This window comes from Desulfovibrio sp. (genome assembly GCA_016208105.1).
Classification (GTDB): Bacteria; Desulfobacterota; Desulfovibrionia; order Desulfovibrionales; family Desulfovibrionaceae; genus Fundidesulfovibrio.
In genome coordinates, this window is record JACQYS010000011.1 from 1 (window position 1) to 17937 (window position 17937).

The window sequence follows — 17937 nt, forward strand, 5'->3', positions numbered from 1 at the left end:
GCATCTTCAAAAATACCTCGATGAATTCTGCTACCGATTCAACCGCCGTTTCTGGCCTGGGCAGGGCTTCGACCGCCTCTTGAGGGCCTGCTCCAGTGCCACCCCTGTCACCTATGCGGAGTTAAGGGGATAGCCACGTATTTTTATCGATACATGAAATTTGTCAATAGGTATTTTCGAAACACTTTCTATGCATTGTATTTACTTATCAATTTTATATCGCCTGTGATTGCCACCATTTCCATATCATTTTCGGCGTTACAACCAACTCGTCGCCTCGACAAAATTCTATAAATTTAGTGATATATTCAGATATGTTAACAAGGTTGCGAGTAGGTCCATGGCCAACCCGCCCCCCCCGGAAAGGGCCATCATCACCGTCGATCCCATCCGCGAAAGCAAACGCATTCGCGCCATCAAGAAGATTTTGACTGACAAGTCGCGCACGTGGCCTTGTTCATGACCAAAAATAGTCGCGGGCCGGCTATTTCCTCAAAAACGCCTCCCTGGTCTTCACCGCCGTGTCCGCGAAGTCCGAGAACACCCCGTCCACGCCGAGCGTGAAGAACTGGAGATACTCCGCCTGGGGGTCGCCCTTGTAGTCGGCGGCCAGAAAGCGCGCTTCGTTTCTGAACGTGTAGGGGTGAACCAGCAGCCCGGCCGCGTGCGCGTCCGCGACCAGGCTCCCTGGAGCCTTCAGGGTCTTGTCCGGGTTCTCGCCCACGATGAGCCGCTTCCACGGCCCTATTCCCTTGGCGAACGTGGCGATTATCTTAAGCTCCTCGGGCCTGGTCAGGTCCGCGTAGGTCCGCGTGTCCCCGGCCATCACGAAATCATAGGGCCGCATGTCGGGCTCTCCCATGAGAAATATCAGCGGCACGTCGATCATCTTCTTCAGGGCTTTCAGGTTGGCGTACTCGAAGCTCTGGATGAACACCGGCGAATCCGCCCTGTCCCAGCCAGCGCGTTTAAGCGCCTCGACCAGCGGCTCCTCCAGGGGAAGGCCGATGGAGCGGAAATACGTGGGGTGCTTGGTTTCGGGATAGATGCCGATGGTGCGCCCCGTTTCGGCGCTCTTTTTCTTGGCCAGCTCGATGATCTGGTCGAGCGTGGGGATGTCGAACTTGCCGTCAAATGAGTGGTCCCGAAACTCCAGGCGCTCCTTGGCGCGCAGCGTTTTCAGCTCGGCCAGGGTGAAGTCTTCGGTGAACCAGCCCTCAACCTCCTTGCCGGCGATGATCTTCTTGGTTTTGCGGTCCGGGAATTTCTGGGCCGCGTCCGTGGTGCCGCCGATCTCGTTCTCGTGGCGGGCCACCAGCACGCCGTCCTTGGTTGATACCAGGTCCGGCTCGATGTAGTCCGCGCCGAGCTCCACGGCCAGCTCATAGGAGGCCAGGGTGTGCTCCGGGCGGTAGCCGCAGGCGCCCCGATGGCCGATGACGAGGGGGGATGTGGTGGCTGTCAGGGCTTTATCCTCCATGAGCGGAAACAGGAATGCTGTTGCGGCCAAGAGCGTGGCGAGAAGACGCATTGTGCCCTCCGTGTGCGGCTTTACGTATGTTCTCCTGGCCCATTTTCGCAAGCACCGGCATGTTGGCGTTGACAACCGGTGACGATACGGGGGATTTCTCGCGGCGCGCCAGGCCCGAACCCCACGCGGGCATTTACCCCGGCCGCATTTTGTGGAAACATCCGCCGAGCTTACGCATCAAGGACCATTCATGAAAGACCTCATGCTCGTGCACATATTCGGCGCCGACCGCCCTGGAATCGCCTCCACCGTCTCGGGCCTCTTGGCCCAGTACGGCGTGGACATCCTGGACATGGGCCAGGCCGTCATCCACGACGCCCTGTCGCTCGGCATTCTCATCCGCATCCCCGAGGGCGGAGAATCCGCTGCCGTGGTCAAGGACCTGCTCTACGGCGCGCACGAGATGGGCATCAGCTGCAAATTCACCCCCGTCAGTTCCGAGGGCTACTCGAGCTGGGTGGAGTCCGCGGGCAAGCCCCGCTGGATCGTCTCGCTTCTGGGGCTCACCATAAGCGCCGCCCAGGTGGCCGCCGTGTCCCAGGTGATCTCCTCCAACGGCCTGAACATCCAGTCCATCAACCGCCTCACTGGCCGCCCGCCCCTGGACGAGGCCGACGCCATGCGCCCGGCCTGCATCGAATTCTCGGTGCGCGGCGACCCGGGCGACGTGCACGCCATGCGCAAGTCCTTCCTGGCCATAGCCGCGCAGATGGGCGTGGACATCGCCCTGCAGGAGGACAACGCCTTTCGCCGAAACCGCCGCCTGGTGGCCTTCGACATGGACTCCACGCTCATCCGGGTGGAAGTCATCGACGAACTGGCCAAGGCCTGGGGCGTTGGCACTGAGGTGTCCGCCATCACGGAATCGGCCATGCGCGGCGAGCTGGACTTCCGCCAGAGCCTGAAAAAACGCCTGAGCCTTCTGAAGGGCATGCCCGTGGAGACGCTGGACAAGGTGTCGGCCCACATCCCCCTGAATGACGGCGCGGAAAAGCTGGTGCGCAACTTAAAGCGCTTCGGCTACAAGACAGCCGTTATTTCCGGCGGGTTCACCTATTTCGGCGAGAAGCTCCAGGCCAAATTGGGCATCGACTACGTGCACGCCAACAAGTTGAAGATCGAGGACGGCAAGCTTACCGGTGAGGTGGACGGGGAGATCGTGGACGCCCAGCGCAAGGCCGAGCTGCTTCGGACCATCGCGGCCAGCGAGAACATCTCGCTCATGCAGACCATCGCCGTGGGCGACGGCGCCAACGACCTGCCCATGCTCAATCTTGCCGGCCTTGGCATAGCCTTCCGGGCCAAGCCAGTGGTGAAGGAGGGGGCCGGGCACGCCATCTCCACCCTGGGGCTCGACGCCGTGCTGTATCTCTTGGGGTTCAGGGACCGCGATATAGAATAACACCGGAGGTTCGCCATGACCGACGTCAGCCCGCGCCCGCAAGGGATGTCCTTCGACTCCTCGCAGATGAAGCTGTTGGCCTGCGCGCTCATGGTGGTGGACCATATCGGGATCATCTTCTTCCCGGACGTTACCATACTCCGGGTGATAGGCCGGACCGTGTTTCCCCTGTTCGCCTATCTCATCGCCGAAGGCTTCCGCCACACCCGCGACGTCACCGGCTACCTGGGGCGGCTCTCGCTCTTCGCCCTGGCCTCCCAGGCCGTCTACCATTTCGCCTTCCGCTATCCCTTCCCCCAGGGCAACGTGCTCTTCACTTTGGCCGTTGGGCTCTACGGGCTTTACGTCTACGAGAAGACCAAGAGCGTCTGGAGCGTGGCCTTTCTGGGCATGGCCTGCGAGGTGGGGCACACCAGCTACGGCATGCCGGGCGTTCTCTTGATGCTGGCCATCCACATCAATTTCGACGACATAAAGAAGATGGCCCTGTGGGTGTTTCCGGTACTGGTGCTTATTTCCATCCGGGGGATTCTGTGGTCCTGGGCCACGAATCCCGAGTACGAGATGAGCTGGGCCGGAATCTGGGCCCACAGCAAGGCGTCTGTCGTGGAGCCGTTCGGGGTGGCCTTCCTCTTCTTCGTGGCCCGCTACAACCACCAGCTCGGCAAGCACAAGATGAAGTACTTCTTCTACCTGTTTTATCCGGTGCACCTGGGACTCTTGGGGCTTCTTCGAATGGCGCTTGGCAAGTAAGCCCGCATATTTCCAAACACGAACGGCCGGTCCGCAGCGATGCGAACCGGCCGTTTTGATTTGTATTTTTACAGGAGCGGCGAATTATTCAAAGGAGAGCGCGGTAGTCGATGTTGAGGGCAGCCGCGAGCCGAGGTCACAACCGGCATTGCTTTTGTCACTCTTGTTTCAGCAAAATACAGATTAATGTATTTCTTCTGTATGCCTTATAGAATCTTCCCTTGTATGGTCATTTTGTGCTACAGTTATGCAATAAATATTTAATTTATTGTAGGGGCTGACAAAATCGGGCGCAAGGCCGCAAGTTTGCTCAGGAAATGCCTGGCTCCAACCGCCCTCGTCAGTCTTCGAACAGGCCGCTGGTCAGTATCGCCTTTACTCAGCAGGGCCATGTAAGGGGCAAGGAAATCACCTGATTACCAAGGGGGGCACATGCGCTTTAAATCGCAGGTTTCAAATGGCTTCAAGGTCTTCGCGGTCACAGGTACAAACACCGTCTCCTTTGCCATCGATTATCAACAAGCCGACTTGAAAGGGCTTCTGGGCTTTGGTGTGGAGAGGTATGATCCACAGGAAAATGAGAAGTATTTTCTCTATGGATTCAAGGTGTTCAAGTCCGTCATTCCAGACCCGTTAGACGATGTTGCCGCTTCGACGCGCGATCACCCCATACAAAGTTTCGTGTACGACGATTTTACCGCCAAGCCGGATCGTCTCTACGTCTATACGTTCCATCCCTTGAAAGGCAAACCGAAGAATCTCGATCGATCGGCGAACCCCATCTCCATAGTGGTCAGGACCGAAAAAGCTTTTTCCTCCCTGACTCATGATGTCTTTTTCAATCGTGGCGCCGCCAGCAGCCAAGCCTATGCCAGACGGTTCGGCAACATGAGCCCCGAAGAGCTCGAAAATACGGGGCAAGGAAAAAAGAGCCTTGAAGCGAAACAATGGTTGAGCCGCGACCTCAAGAAAGCCCTTCTGGAATTCATAGCACAGGCTAAACCGGGCGACACGCTGCTTGGCTGCTTCTACGAATTCCGGTTCCCTGAAGCGGCGGATGCATTTAAAAAAGCCATCGACAGAGGAGTCGCGGTTCGCCTGATCATTGACGGCAAAGAGAATGGAAAGCCCGGGGAAGAACCCTTTCCGAGAGCGGAGAATCTCAGTCAGATTCAGCGTGCGGGTCTTGTCTTGGATAAAGACGTCATTCTCAGGGAGGCGAGGCCCTCCGATATTCAACACAACAAGTTCATCTTGCTTCTTAAAGGGACGGCTCAGACCCCGTCGGCTGTGTGGACCGGCTCGACCAACTTGTCGGATGGTGGAATTTACGGGCAGACCAACGTGGGCCATTGGATTCGCGATAAAGAAACGGCAACTGCATTCAAGGCGTACTGGGATATGCTCTCCTCAGACCCTGGTGGGCGATCCGGCGATGATCCGAAAACGGTCCGCGCCAAGAACGATGCCTTGCGCAAGAGCATGGCATCCCTCGTAAATGTTCCGGGCCGCTGGCAGGATATTCCCAATGGCATCACGCCGATTTTCAGCCCGAGAACCGGCTTGGCGGTGCTCGACATGTACGCGCAGATGCTCGACGATGCGAAAAACCTTGCTTGCATTACCCTGGCCTTCGGCATCAACAAGGCATTCAAGGGACGAATCGCCGATAACACCGGACAGAACGCCCTGACTTTCTTTCTCTTGGAGCGCGAGGACAAGCCGGTCGCCGGCAGCAAGGATACGTTCGTCCGACTGAACGCGGCCAACAATGCCTATACGGCCTTCGGTTCTTTTCTTCGGGACCCGATTCACCGGTGGGCGAAAGAGACTTCCACAAAGGCCATGGGTCTCAACACACACGTAATGTTCATTCATTCCAAGTTTCTGCTCAAGGATCCTCTCGGTGAAGACCCGATCATCGTCACTGGTTCAGCGAACTTCTCGGCCGCATCGACCAACGCCAATGATGAGAATATGGTGGTCATTCGTGGAAACAAACGCGCTGCCGACATCTATTTTACGGAATTCAACAGGCTGTTTTTTCACTACTACTTCCGGTCAGTCGTTGCGCGTGCCGCCCGAGGAAAGAACCCGTCCCATGGATTCAGCCCATTTCTTGATGAAACAGACGGCTGGCTTTCCAAGTACAAGCCGGGGACGCTGCGCCAAAAACGCGTGGCTGCCCTGACGGGAATGACCGGGGTGGCTATTCTACAACAGCCGTGATGTCATTCGTAAAGGACGAGTGAACGAACCAGCCGGTGTGTTGCGGTCCCTGGCTTTGAAGGAGGGGCCTTTGACCGTCCGCGCTGTTCCTACTATAGTTAGGCAGAAATTTGATTCGCAGGGGAAAGCTTCATGAACGCCCAGTCTGCCTCCGAACGGCGGATTTCAGCCGCGCTGCGTGACCTGTCTGCCCAGATTAGCCCTATCTTGCAGCGGTATCGTGTTGTGTCGGCTGCGGTGTTCGGCTCTGTGGCGCGTGGCGAAACAGGGCCGGAGAGTGACGTGGACCTGCTGGTGGAATTGCCCGACGACGCGACGCTCTTGACCCTGTCCCGCCTTGAAATGGAACTGACGCGCGAACTGGGGCGGGAAGTGGATGTCGTTACGCCGGGCGGCCTGAAGAAGATGATCCGCCCGCAGGTGATGGCGGAGCAGGTGCGTATTTATGGATAAGGCGCGTCGCGCCATACCGGTGTTGCTTGGTGATATGCTCGAGTATGCCCGGAAGGCCGTGGATATGGCCGGTGGGATGGGATGGGAACAGTTCGGCGCGGACGAGAAAACCCAATTAGCCACGGTTCATTGCCTGGAAATTATCGGCGAGGCCGCGGCCAAGCTGCCCCGCGATTTCCAGGACCAGCACCCGGCCATCCCATGGGCCGAGATAGTCGGCATGCGCAACCGGCTTATTCACGATTATTTCGAAGTGGATATGGAACTCTGTTGGCGCACCGTCAACCTGAGCCTGCCTCTGCTTATTGAGCAATTGCGGGAGATTGTTCCGTCTGAATAAACATGAGTATGGGCGTCGGGAACGATATGGCTGAAGGGGCTCAGGGCTTGTAAGTTGCTGATAATTTGTGGGCGTTGTCCCTGGAGTAGGGTGCAATCCACGCAATGGGCAAAACGATGAGGCCGGTTCGTGTTTCCACGGACCGGCCTCTTTATTTCATTGCGGAGCCGCGTCTCTACACCTCGAACAGCATCTCCAGATCGTTCCTGGTCAAGCTCTTCCAGGCGTCCTGGCCGGGAATAATCGCATCCGCGATGCCCTTCTTCATATCCTGAAGCTTCAGTATTTTCTCCTCAACCGTGTTCGAGCAGATGAGCTTGTACGAGAACACCTGCCGCTTTTGTCCGATGCGGTGGGTGCGGTCCGTGGCCTGGTTCTCCACGGCCGGGTTCCACCACGGATCGTAATGGATAACGTAGTCCGCGCTGGTCAGGTTGATGCCCGTTCCGCCCGCCTTGAGCGAGATGAGGAAGATGGGAATCTCCGGGGTGTTGTTGAAGCGGTCCACCTGCTCGAAGCGGTCCTTGCTGGAGCCGTCCAGGTAGGCGAACGGGGTCTGCTCGATCTGCAGCCAGCTGCGGATGATGTGCAGCATCTGCACGAACTGCGAGAACACCAGCACCTTGTGGCCTTCCTCCACGATCTCGGTGACCAGATCCTTGAAGGCGTCGAACTTGCCCGAGGGCAGGTTGGTGTTCATGCCGGGCATGTCGAGCTTCAGAAGCCTGGGGTGGCAGCAGATCTGGCGGAGTTTCAAAAGGGCGTCCAGAATCGACATCTGGGACTTGGCCATGCCCTTTTCGTCCACGTCCTTCAAAACCTGGTCCCGGAGCTTCTTGGCCAGCTGGGAGTAGAGTTCGGCCTGCTCGTCGATAAGCGCGCAGTACTGGACGTTCTCGATCTTGGGCGGCAGGTCCTTGGCCACCTCGGACTTGGTGCGGCGCAGGATGAAGGGCTTCACGCGCCCGCGCAGGTAGTCGAGCGTTTCCTCGTCGCCGTCCTTGATGGGCTTTACAATGCCCCGCTGGAACGAATTCTGGCTGCCCAGGAAACCGGGCATCAGGAACTCGAAGAGGCTCCACAGCTCGAACAGGTTGTTTTCGATGGGCGTGCCCGAGAGGCACAGGCGCATCTTGCCGTTCAGGCGGCGAACCGAGCGGGCGGTTATGGTGTTGGGGTTCTTGATGTTCTGGGCTTCGTCCAAAATGATGGAGTTGAACTCGAAGTTCAGAAGCTCTTCCAGATCGCGCCGCAACAGGGCGTATGTGGTGACCACCAGCTGCGAGTCCGCGATCTTCTTGAACATGCCCTCGCGCTTGGCCCCGTACACGATAAGGCGCTTCAACTGGGGCACGAACTTTTCGGCCTCGCGGTCCCAGTTGGGCAGCACCGAGGTGGGCACCACGATAAGGTTGGGGGCGTTGGAGCCCCTTTCCACCAGATGCTGGATGAAGGACAGGGTCTGCACGGTCTTTCCAAGGCCCATTTCGTCGGCCAGGATGCCGCCGAAGCCGTAGTCGCGCAGGAAATTGAGGTAGGAGAGGCCCTGAATCTGGTAGGGGCGCAGGCTCGCGTTCAGGTGGACTGGCGGCTTAAGCGGCACGATCTCCTTGAAGCTGTGGATCTTGTCGCGCAGGCTGTTCCAGAATGAGTCGGTATGGGCCTCGGGCAGGTCTTCCAGGATCTTGTCCAGAACCGGGGCCTCGAACTGCTTGAAGCGCTTCTGGGGCGGCTTGTCCGGGTCGTAGCCCAGGGCGCGAAGCTTATGCCCAATGCGCTTGAGCCAGCTCTCGGGCAGGCTGGTGTAGGAGCCGTCCTTTAGCTGCACGTAGCGCTTGCCCTGGGTCCAGGCCTTCCAGATTTTGTCGATGGGCACGCGCTGGTCGTCGTACTGCACGGCAAGATCGAGCTCGAACCACTTTTCCTTCTCGTCGGATTCCACGTCCGCCACGATAACGGGCTGGGACAGGCGCACCTTGTAGCGGGTGAGGTTCTTCTCGCCGTAGACCCGGTACTTCTCCACAAGCTTGGGGTAGGCGTCCAGGAGAAAGACGATGGCTTCCTCGGGCTCCAAAAACCAGTTGGCGTTGTTGCGCGGCTGGAATTCCATTTCCTGAAGCTGGGCGATGAGCGCGGCCTCGGCGTCCTGGTCGCGCGCCAGAAGGAAGCTCTTGCCCTCGAACTGGTAGGACCCGGTCTGGAGCTCGGGGTTGGGGCCTTCCTGGAACACCTCGCCGTGCTCTGTCTCGTAGACGTTCTGCACCTGCATGGTCAGCAGGCTGCCTTCCTCGTCCAGGAACAGCTTGGGATTGTACTTGGCGGGCAGGAAATTGGGCTTCATGCGCTCCAGGAATTCCTGCTGCCCGTGAAGGTCGGAGGCCGGAAGCTTGATCCAGACCCTGTCCAAAAACTCTGAGACGTCCGCACCGGGAACCAGCGGCGGGTTCTCCACCATTTCCCGTATGAACGGGGCGGGCAACCCTGTCTGCACCGGATAAAAGCTCTTGTTCCAGCACACCCACAGGGGCAGCTGGCCGTAGAAGTAGGTCTCCTGGCCCTGGATGGAGAAGGGGGCCTTGCCGGGCCTGGCCAGGTAGATGTCGAAGCGCAGGCCCTGGGCCTCGTCCATGATGGGGCGAAGCTGCAGGCGCATGGTGGAGGACTCGATGCGCACCGGGTGGTCGGTGTCCTGCCAGTAGAGGTAGTATTCCTTGCCGATGGACCACAAAAACCAGGAGATGAGCCCGGCCGGTATGTCCACCCGGTGGCCCTTGTAGTCCAGGAAGTGGCCGATCTGCTCGGCGATGGAAGGCAGGCTGGGGGCGGTTTCGCACCAGTCGGGATTCTGGATGATCTGCTCCAGGGTGATTTCCTGGTGCACCTGGGAGAGCCCGGACTTGTTCTGGCGGCCCCGGTAGAAGGCCACCTGAAGACGGCCGGGTTCGGGGAAGAAACGATAGATGATGTAGTGCTTCCCGGCCTCGGGCTCGAACGCGGTGGCGAAGAAATGGCGGAAGCTCTGGCGCCATTCCACGTTGGCGGCCGGCTCGCCCTGGCTGTCCGGGCTTTGTTTGCTGTCCAGGCTTTTTATGAACTTGAGAGCCGTGGCGCCCACGTGGCGGCACACGCCGGAGAAGGATTCAGGGCAGTTGCAGAAGAAATTGATGGTTTCGTCTTCGAGGTTGAGCCCTATCTCGGAAGTGTAAACCTGGAAGTCTTCCCCCTGGACTTGTCCCTCGACATCCCAGTAGTGTTCGCGCTTCTTGAGGTCGATTTTCTGGACGCCGTCGTTGGCGACGATTGAATGCGAACCGTCAATGATATATTCCGGGACCGTCTCCCGGACGAACTCCTGGAGGAGTTGTTTGGCTTTGTTCTCCTCGCTGGTGAGGGCCATGTCGTTTAATGCTCCGTTCGAAACAATATTAGGTTCAATTATAGCCAGAACCCAGTGCTAACCCCACACTCTATGCATTTCCAGAAGCAAAGCAAGCATTTCTCCCTTTCCCGGGGGATTGTCAAAGTATTCGGGGCATTGTTTTGCCTTTTTCCCCTGTTTTTTTGGGGATGCGAGTCGCCCAAACAGCCTGCCCCATCCAACCAACCCGTCCAAAACGGTCAAGATTCCCAGATTCCAGAGCACGGCGGACGCATCATCATGGCCACTTTGGGCGAACCCTCCAACCTCATTCCGCCGCTTTCCACGGATTCCGCCTCCCACGAGGTGGCCTCGCTCATCTACGTTTCGCCCCTTCGCTACGACAAGAACATCAAGATCGAACCCTATGCGGCCGAGTCCTTCGAGATAAGAGACGACGGCAAGCACCTTCTCTTCAAGCTGCGCGAAGGCATCCGCTGGTTCGACGGCACGGAGCTCACGGCCGAAGACGTCGAGTTCACCTACAAGCTCATGATCGACCCCAAGACGCCCACGGCCTACGCGGGCGATTTCCTGGCCATCAAGGAGTTCAGGCTCACCGGGAAATACACCTTCGAGGTGTTCTACGACAAACCCTTCGCCAGGGCCGTCTCCACCTGGGCCCAGGACATCCTGCCCAAGCACGCCCTTACGAACGAGGATTTGACCAACACCAAGTACGCCCGTCAGCCCATGGGCGCCGGGCCGTACATGCTTTCGCAATGGGTGGAGAACCAGCGGGTGATATTAAAGGCCAACCCGGACTATTTCGAAGGCAAACCCTACATCGACGAAGTGGTCTACCGCTCCGTGCCCGACCAGACCACCCAGTTCATGGAATTAAAGGCCGGCAACCTGGACTACATCGGGCTCACGCCGCCGCAGTATCTGTTCCTCACAGGTGGCCCCAAGTGGGAGCAGGGCTTTCGCAAATACAAGTACCTGGCCTCGGCCTACACCTATCTGGCCTACAACCTGGAGCATCCTCTGTTCAAGGAGCGCAAGGCCAGGCAGGCTCTTGCCCATGCCGTAGGCAAGGAGGAGATCGTCAAGGGCGCGCTCATGGGCCTGGGCCAGCCCACCATCGGCCACTACAAGCCGGATTCCTGGGCCTACAACCACGCCATAGCCGATTACGAGTACGACCCGGGCAAGGCCCTCATGATGCTCTCCGAACTGGGCTGGAAGCGCGAGACGCCCACCGGGCCCTTGAAGAAGGACGGCAAGGCCTTCGCCTTCACCATCATCACCAACCAGGGAAACGACCAGCGCATCAAGACCTGCGCCATCATCCAGAACCAGCTGGCGCGCATAGGCATCGAGGTGAAGGTGCGCACCATAGAATGGGCCACGTTCATCAAGGAATTCGTGGATCTGCGCCGCTTCGAGGCCATAGTGCTCGGCTGGACCATCCCCCAGGACCCGGACGCCTTCGATGTGTGGCATTCCTCCAAGGCCGCCAAGCCCGGGCTCAATTTCGTGGGCTACGCCAATGCCGAGGCCGACGCCCTGCTGGAACAGGGCCGCAACATGGTGGACCCGGTCAGAAGAAAGCCGCTGTACGACAGGTTCCAGGAGATTCTCCACGAGGACCAGCCCTACTGCTTCCTTTACACGCCGTACGCCCTGCCCATAATAACCGAACGAGTCCACGGCGTGGAACCGGCTCCGGCGGGCATTTCCTGGAACTTCGTCCGCTGGTGGATTCCGAAATCCCAGCAAAGAAACGCATACTCACAATGATCCGCATAAACGAGATAATGGACAAGGTCGCGCCGTACATGAACCAGGCCGACCAGGACCTCATCACCAAGGCCTACGTCTATTCGGCCGCGGCCCATGCGGGCCAGGTAAGGCTCTCGGGAGAGCCGTACCTGTCGCACCCGCTCGAGGTGGCCAACCTGCTGGCCGAGATGCGCCTTGACGCCCCGAGCATAGCCGCCGGACTCCTGCACGACACCGTGGAGGACACCATCGCCACCATCGACGAGGTGGAGGAGCAGTTCGGCGAGGAAGTGGCGGACATCGTGGACGGGGTCACCAAGATAAGCCTCATGACCTTCGAGTCCAAGGAGGAGGCCCAGGCCGAGAACATCCGCAAGATGGTTCTGGCCATGGCCGAGGACATCCGGGTTATCCTGGTCAAGCTGGCCGACAGGCTGCACAACATGCGCACCCTGGAGTTCCAGAAAACGCTCAAGCGCCAGCTGATAAGCCAGGAGACCATGGACATCTATGCGCCCCTGGCCAACCGGCTGGGCCTGCACAGACTTAAAGTGGAACTTGAAGACCTGTCTTTCAAGCACTTGAAGCCCGACATCTACGACCAGCTCAAGCAGGGCGTGGACCAGCACGAGGTCCTGGACGAGGCCTACATCTCCAAGGTGATCTCCATCATCGCCGGGATCATGGAAGAGAACGGCATCAAGGGCCGGGTGCACGGGCGCAAGAAGCACCTGTGGAGCGTGCACAACAAGATGAAGGCCCAGGGCCTGGCCCTGGACCAGGTGCACGACATCGTGGCCTTTCGGGTCATCGTGGGGAGCCTCAAGGACTGCTACGCCGTATTGGGGCTGGTGCACTCCATGTGGAAGCCGGTGCACGGGCGCTTCAAGGACTACATCTCCATGCCCAAGGCCAACATGTACCAGAGCCTGCACACCACGGTGATGGGCCCGGACGGCGAGCGCATCGAGATACAGATACGCACGGAGGAGATGAACCAGCTGGCCGAATACGGCGTGGCCGCGCACTGGGCCTACAAGGAGCGCGGCAAGGCCGGAAGGATGGCCGCCCGCGACGCCGAGCGCTTCACCTGGCTCAGGCAGATAATGGACTGGCAGCGCGAGGCCACGGACTCCAAGGAGTTCATGCATTCGCTGCGTTACGACCTCTTCCAGGAAGAGGTGTACGTGTTCACCCCCAAGGGCGAGGTCCGTGAGATGCCCGAAGGGGCCACCCCGGTGGACTTCGCCTACGCCATCCACACCGAGGTGGGCAGCCACTGTTCCGGTGCCAAGGTGAACGGCAAGCTGGTGCCCTTGTCCACGCCGTTAAAAAACGGCGACACCGTGGAGATAATCACCGACAAGCACCGCAACCCCAGCAAGGACTGGCTCAAGTTCGTCAAGACCGCCAAGGCCCGCACGCGCATCAAGCACTGGGTGAAGACCCAGGAGCGCGAGGAGGCCATATCGCTGGGCAAGGAACTCTTCGAGAAGGAGGGCCGCAAGCTGGGTGTTGGCGTGCAGCGCCTGATCAAGGAGAACGCCCTGGCCCCGGTTCTGGCCGAATACAATTTCCCGAGCATGGAAGAGCTGTATGTGGCCATCGGCTATTCCAAGCTCACGCCCAGGCGGGTGCTCAAGGCGTTTCTGCCCAAGCCCGATCCGGGAAAAGTCGAAAGCGCGGCCGAGGCCCAGGCCGCCCAGGTGGCCCAGGCCGCGGAAGTGGCCAAGGGCAAGGCCGGGGAATCGATCCGCATCAAGGGCGTGGACAACGTCCTGGTGAGCTTTGCCGGATGCTGCACGCCGCTGCCGGGCGAACCTGTGGTGGGCTACATCAGCCGGGGCAGGGGGGTCATCGTCCACACGCACGACTGCCCGAACCTGGGGCGCCTCGAGCCCGAGAGGCTTCTGCAAGTGTCGTGGGAAGGCCAGGAGGACACCCCGTATCCGGCCAAGATCGCCATTTTGACCCACAACAAGAAGGGCGTGCTGGCCAAGATCTCCGCCATACTGGCCGACGACGAGGTGAACATCGATTCCGGCACCTTCAATTCCCTGGTGGACGGCCGGACCGAGATCGTCATGACCGTGGAAGTGAAGGACTCAAGCCATCTCTACCGCACCATCGAGCATATCCAGAAGCTGCCCGAGGTCATCGAGGTCAAGCGCACCGTGGAGGACACCTCGGAGGGCTGAGAAGGCTGGGGTATTAATTTTTATTAAAGCCAGTAGATTCAGTTCTGATGTTATAGTCGTGTTTCGCATCGTAGTGAGGTGAATCATGCAGGTCGATGGTGTTAAGTTTAAAAATTATCGCTGTTTTAAAAATGAATGGGCTGGTTTTGATGACTTTTTTCCAATTAATATTGTTATAGGGAGAAATAACAGCGGAAAATCATGCCTTCTTGATCTTATTAATTTTATTGTTAGTGGTGAAGATTGTAAAAAACCACCTACTTGCCTTTTTTCATACAAAATTGAGCTTAGTGAGGAAGAATTAAAAAATAGATTTCGTGATCATGTTTCTGGAGGCGAATTGCGCGGAAATCATTGGCATAGTCATGGTGTACATCTTGTTGGTTGCGAATTGTATTTTGAAAAAGATAGTGCTGGAAATATTGCAAATATTGTGTGCGATAAGATATCAAATGGAGCTGATGCGAATGACATCTCCGCAAGAATCAATTTTATAAAGAATATTTTAGATGCCAAACGTCACAAGTTTCATAATAAAAAGATACTTAAGGTTGCTGCAGAGCGAGATATTGTAGTTGAGTCTGCAACCAGTGATATGACGCTGACTATGAATGGATTGGGTGCAACGAATGTTATTCATAACTGTATCAATAGTTCAAAGCTTCCCCGCGATATAATACAAAAGGAGTTGTTGGATAGTCTTAACTTGATCATGGGAAAAGATGCCAATTTTACAGAAATACAGGTGCAGTTTGACGAAAACAACAAGTGGGAGGTTTACCTTGGTGAGGAAGGTAAAGGGTTAATTGCTCTTTCACGATCAGGAAGTGGTTTGAAAACGGTAATATTGGTTTTGTTAAACACAATAGTAATTCCAAAAATACTGAAAAAAAATCCAAGTGACTGCGTCTATATATTTGAAGAGCTCGAGAACAACATGCATCCTGCCTTGCAACGTAGGTTGATTGACTATATTGAATGGTTCTGTTGCAGTAATAATTGCTTTTCATTTTTAACAACGCATTCAAGTGTTGCGTTGGACAAATTTTATACATCGAAAAATGCACAATTAATTAGGGTTGAGCACGATGGGGAGTCTGCAAAAACGTATTGCCTGAAAGAGCATTTTGATGGGCTAGGTGTTATAAAGGAACTTGGAATAAGAGCATCTGATTTGTTGCAAGCGAATGGCATTGTTTGGGTTGAAGGTCCGTCTGATGCAATTTATATAAATAAGTGGATTGAGATCGTTAGTGAAGGAAGGCTTCAAGAAGGTCGAGACTATCAGTGCGTTTTTTACGGTGGATCGTTGTTATCGCACTTTGAGTGTGTTTCCCCTGATGAATCTAATGAATTAATTAATTTAATTACAGTTAACCCGAACTCAATTATTATATGTGACGGAGACAGAACTGCAAAAACTGGAAGTGGTTCGCGTGTGAAAAGGCGAGTATCTAGAATTATTAAAGAGATGCATGGAAATAGATATGGATATGTTTGGGTTACAGATGCAAAAGAAGTTGAGAGTTATATTCCTGTTGAAGTACTAAAAATTATATGGAAAAAATCTTCACTCCTTCAAATTGATCAATTTGAGCCTTTTTGGCGCATCCCCACAGAAAACAATCCTGATGTAGGGTACTTTCAAAAGCATTGTCCAACAAAAACTGTAAACAAAGTTGGGCTAGCTCGAGCTGTAGTCGACAATCTTAACTATGACAATCTTTCTCGTGTATTCGATTGGAAACTTAACATGGATAAAATCCATGCAATCATTAAGAGTTGGAATTCAAACTGATCATGATGAATAATAATCTTGGGGGCAGGAAAGCAGACCGATAGAGGTCTGCTTTCCTTTTTTTGAGATCAGATCGACTTCATCGAGCCGTGTTCTTCCTCCGACAGCAGCTTGTCCAGGTCGATGAGAATCAGCAGCCTGTCCTCCAGCTTACCCACGCCGCTTATGTACTCGGACTCTACCCCGGACACCACGGCCGGGGGCGGCTCCACGGTGCTCGATTGAATCCGCAGGACCTCGGAAACGGAATCGACCACGAATCCCACGATCATTGAATGGATCTCAACGACTATTATCCTGGTTTGGCTGTCGTGCTTTTTGGATTCCATGCCGAAGCGCTTGCGCAGGTCGATGATGGGAATCACCTTGCCGCGCAGGTTGATGACGCCCTCGACGAAATCCGGCGCCCTGGGAACCTTGGTTATCTCCATGGTGCGGATGATCTCCTGGACCCGCAAGATGTCCAGGCCGAACTCCTCATTGGAGATGGTGAAGGTCACCAGTTGCAGCAGTGTGCCTGAGTCGTCTTGTCTGGCTGTGTCGCTCATATTCCGGGGCTCCTGTGAAATCGCTCATTTTGCGCAAGCGGGCGCCTGCTGGCTGTGGCCGCACTCGGCCTGATATCCAAGGGACTCATGCCCATCTTGAATACTTCCTGAGCCTGCTTCAAAACTTCGTCAATACATTTGATGGCGCTTGCCCAAGAAGTTGAACCGTATTCGGCCTGTTTCTTGGTGTTGGCCGCTTGATTTCCGGCATTGGAGGCGTGGCCCCGATAACATGATGCAATGAAACCGGGGGCGTACGATTGTTACGTTTGAATGGCTCTAGGAAGTTTCCGAGGCCAAGTAAACGCATGGGCGGGCTGGCGAGCCGTTTATTCATTTTTTGCCAGGGGATGAATCCGGGGTTTGAGTGTCCTCAGGCCGGATTTTCGGGGTGGGATGCTGCCGGTGGGTTCGGGGAACGCTTTATGGGGAGAGTCCAAACCACGCCAGGCGGGCCTCCTTGATTACACTTTTGATAGGGATTAAATTGTACCAGCCCAAAATATTGTGGCTTTTGGGGAGCTGGTTATAGTTAAGCCATGGATATCTCCCTCATCATCGCCGCTCTCGCAGGGGGTCTCGTGCTCCTGATATCCGCCAAGATGGTCAGGAAAAAGGTCCGCAGGCCATCCGAAGTCCGCATCAAGTTCGACCAGTACAAGTGCCGGGAACTCATCTCCAGGGTGGAAGGCCACCAGCGCTAGCCAGGGGCGTGGCAGCGAGCCATGCGCCAAAGAGTCGCCCAGCCTTGGTTCCGATCATTCTTCTCTCCCCCGTTTGTTTCTCCCCTGGTGCCCACGCGTGCGGGCCGCACTGGATGCTGTCAGGAGACGGCTAACGAAGCGTTGGCAGACTGTCTTTGGGGTAAGGCAGGAATGGCTGTTCGGCTACGCGTCGGCTTCGGACTGGGGCGATCCGGCGAGCTTGCCGTTTCCCAGGCTCATGGTGAAGCGCGCACCGAAGCCGAGGGCGTTGTCCAGGTAGCGTATGCGCGAGGGCAAGAATTCATGGATGGCCGCCTTGGCCATTGAGCGGGCCACCTGGGAGGGGTCGCTCATGAGCGCCTTGGCGAACGGAAATCTGGCCAGGTAGGCCGCAGTGGCCCGCACCTTGTCCGCAAGCTGGGTGATGGGCCTGGCCTCGCCTTCCATCTGCAGGCCGCGGATGTCCTGCCAGGATGAGGCCGCCGGGTGCGCCGTGGCCGCGCAGGCCGGATTGGCCGCCAGATTGAGGCAGTGCCTGGAGCCTGGCGAGGAATAAAACACCAGGCCAAAGCCTATGCGGGCGAAATAGACGTCCGTGGCCCAGGGCGAGCCTCCCGCGCAGGTGGCCAGGGTCATCACCGGAACCGAGTCGAGAATGGCCGTCACGGCCTTTTCGAAGTCCTCGGGAGTCATCACCGGCCCGGAGTCCGAACAGGGTGTGGTTGCACCGGACCCGTCTAGCATCTTGCCCACGGCCTGGTCCACCACGTCCATGATCGTCCTTTGGCCGTGAGCAATAGGCGACGCAGTGGCAGGTTTATTCCGCCCAAGTGCGCGA

General features: G+C 56.8%; 13 protein-coding genes. 9 read left to right on the forward strand and 4 right to left on the reverse strand.

Going from position 1 to position 17937, the window contains the following annotated elements; genetic code table 11:
- Positions 1 to 484: 484 nt before the first annotated feature.
- Entirely contained in the window at positions 485 to 1531 is a 1047-nt protein-coding gene (locus HY795_06040; GenBank protein MBI4804776.1) for a glycerophosphodiester phosphodiesterase, read from the reverse strand.
- Between the two features lie 190 nt (positions 1532 to 1721).
- On the opposite strand from HY795_06040, the gene serB reads away from it, so the two are divergent.
- The 5 genes from serB to HY795_06065 all read left to right on the forward strand — a co-directional run bounded on the left by serB (position 1722) and on the right by HY795_06065 (position 6708).
- Positions 1722 to 2933: a phosphoserine phosphatase SerB gene (serB, locus tag HY795_06045; protein MBI4804777.1), complete on the forward strand. Its 1212-nt coding sequence runs from the start codon at positions 1722 to 1724 to the stop codon at positions 2931 to 2933.
- Between the two features lie 15 nt (positions 2934 to 2948).
- Positions 2949 to 3686 carry a hypothetical protein gene (locus tag HY795_06050; GenBank protein ID MBI4804778.1) on the forward strand — a complete coding sequence of 246 codons (738 nt, stop codon included), beginning with the start codon at positions 2949 to 2951 and terminating at the stop codon, positions 3684 to 3686.
- 432 nt (positions 3687 to 4118) lie between these two features.
- Positions 4119 to 5915: a hypothetical protein gene (locus HY795_06055; GenBank protein ID MBI4804779.1), complete on the forward strand. Its 1797-nt coding sequence runs from the start codon at positions 4119 to 4121 to the stop codon at positions 5913 to 5915.
- Positions 5916 to 6047: 132 nt separating this feature from the next.
- Positions 6048 to 6368 carry a nucleotidyltransferase family protein gene (locus HY795_06060; protein ID MBI4804780.1) on the forward strand — a complete coding sequence of 107 codons (321 nt, stop codon included), beginning with the start codon at positions 6048 to 6050 and terminating at the stop codon, positions 6366 to 6368.
- Positions 6361 to 6708, forward strand: a complete 348-nt coding sequence (locus tag HY795_06065; GenBank protein ID MBI4804781.1) for a DUF86 domain-containing protein — start codon at positions 6361 to 6363, stop codon at positions 6706 to 6708. The genes HY795_06060 and HY795_06065 overlap by 8 nt, the downstream gene beginning before the upstream one ends.
- A 175-nt stretch (positions 6709 to 6883) precedes the next feature.
- On the opposite strand, the gene HY795_06070 is transcribed toward HY795_06065, so the two are convergent.
- The gene (locus HY795_06070) at positions 6884 to 10105 is read right to left on the reverse strand and encodes an SNF2 helicase associated domain-containing protein (protein MBI4804782.1); all 3222 of its coding nucleotides are present in this window, start codon (positions 10103 to 10105) and stop codon (positions 6884 to 6886) included.
- A gap of 72 nt (positions 10106 to 10177) precedes the next feature.
- On the opposite strand from HY795_06070, the gene HY795_06075 reads away from it, so the two are divergent.
- The 3 genes from HY795_06075 to HY795_06085 all read left to right on the forward strand — a co-directional run bounded on the left by HY795_06075 (position 10178) and on the right by HY795_06085 (position 15847).
- Positions 10178 to 11869 (forward strand): peptide-binding protein, encoded by a 1692-nt coding sequence (locus HY795_06075; GenBank protein MBI4804783.1) that lies wholly within the window; start codon positions 10178 to 10180, stop codon positions 11867 to 11869.
- Positions 11866 to 14049 (forward strand): bifunctional (p)ppGpp synthetase/guanosine-3',5'-bis(diphosphate) 3'-pyrophosphohydrolase, encoded by a 2184-nt coding sequence (locus HY795_06080; protein ID MBI4804784.1) that lies wholly within the window; start codon positions 11866 to 11868, stop codon positions 14047 to 14049. The genes HY795_06075 and HY795_06080 overlap by 4 nt, the downstream gene beginning before the upstream one ends.
- Positions 14050 to 14134: 85 nt before the next feature.
- The gene (locus HY795_06085; GenBank protein MBI4804785.1) at positions 14135 to 15847 is read left to right on the forward strand and encodes an AAA family ATPase; all 1713 of its coding nucleotides are present in this window, start codon (positions 14135 to 14137) and stop codon (positions 15845 to 15847) included.
- Positions 15848 to 15915: 68 nt separating this feature from the next.
- On the opposite strand, the gene HY795_06090 is transcribed toward HY795_06085, so the two are convergent.
- Positions 15916 to 16395 (reverse strand): chemotaxis protein CheW, encoded by a 480-nt coding sequence (locus tag HY795_06090; protein ID MBI4804786.1) that lies wholly within the window; start codon positions 16393 to 16395, stop codon positions 15916 to 15918.
- Positions 16396 to 16934: 539 nt separating this feature from the next.
- On the opposite strand from HY795_06090, the gene HY795_06095 reads away from it, so the two are divergent.
- On the forward strand, positions 16935 to 17099 hold the full coding sequence (locus HY795_06095) for a hypothetical protein (GenBank protein ID MBI4804787.1): 165 nt from the start codon (positions 16935 to 16937) through the stop codon (positions 17097 to 17099).
- A 183-nt stretch (positions 17100 to 17282) separates the two neighbouring features.
- On the opposite strand, the gene HY795_06100 is transcribed toward HY795_06095, so the two are convergent.
- Complete coding sequence (locus HY795_06100; GenBank protein MBI4804788.1) at positions 17283 to 17792, reverse strand: pyridoxamine 5'-phosphate oxidase family protein; 510 nt, start codon at positions 17790 to 17792, stop codon at positions 17283 to 17285.
- Positions 17793 to 17937: the final 145 nt, after the last annotated feature.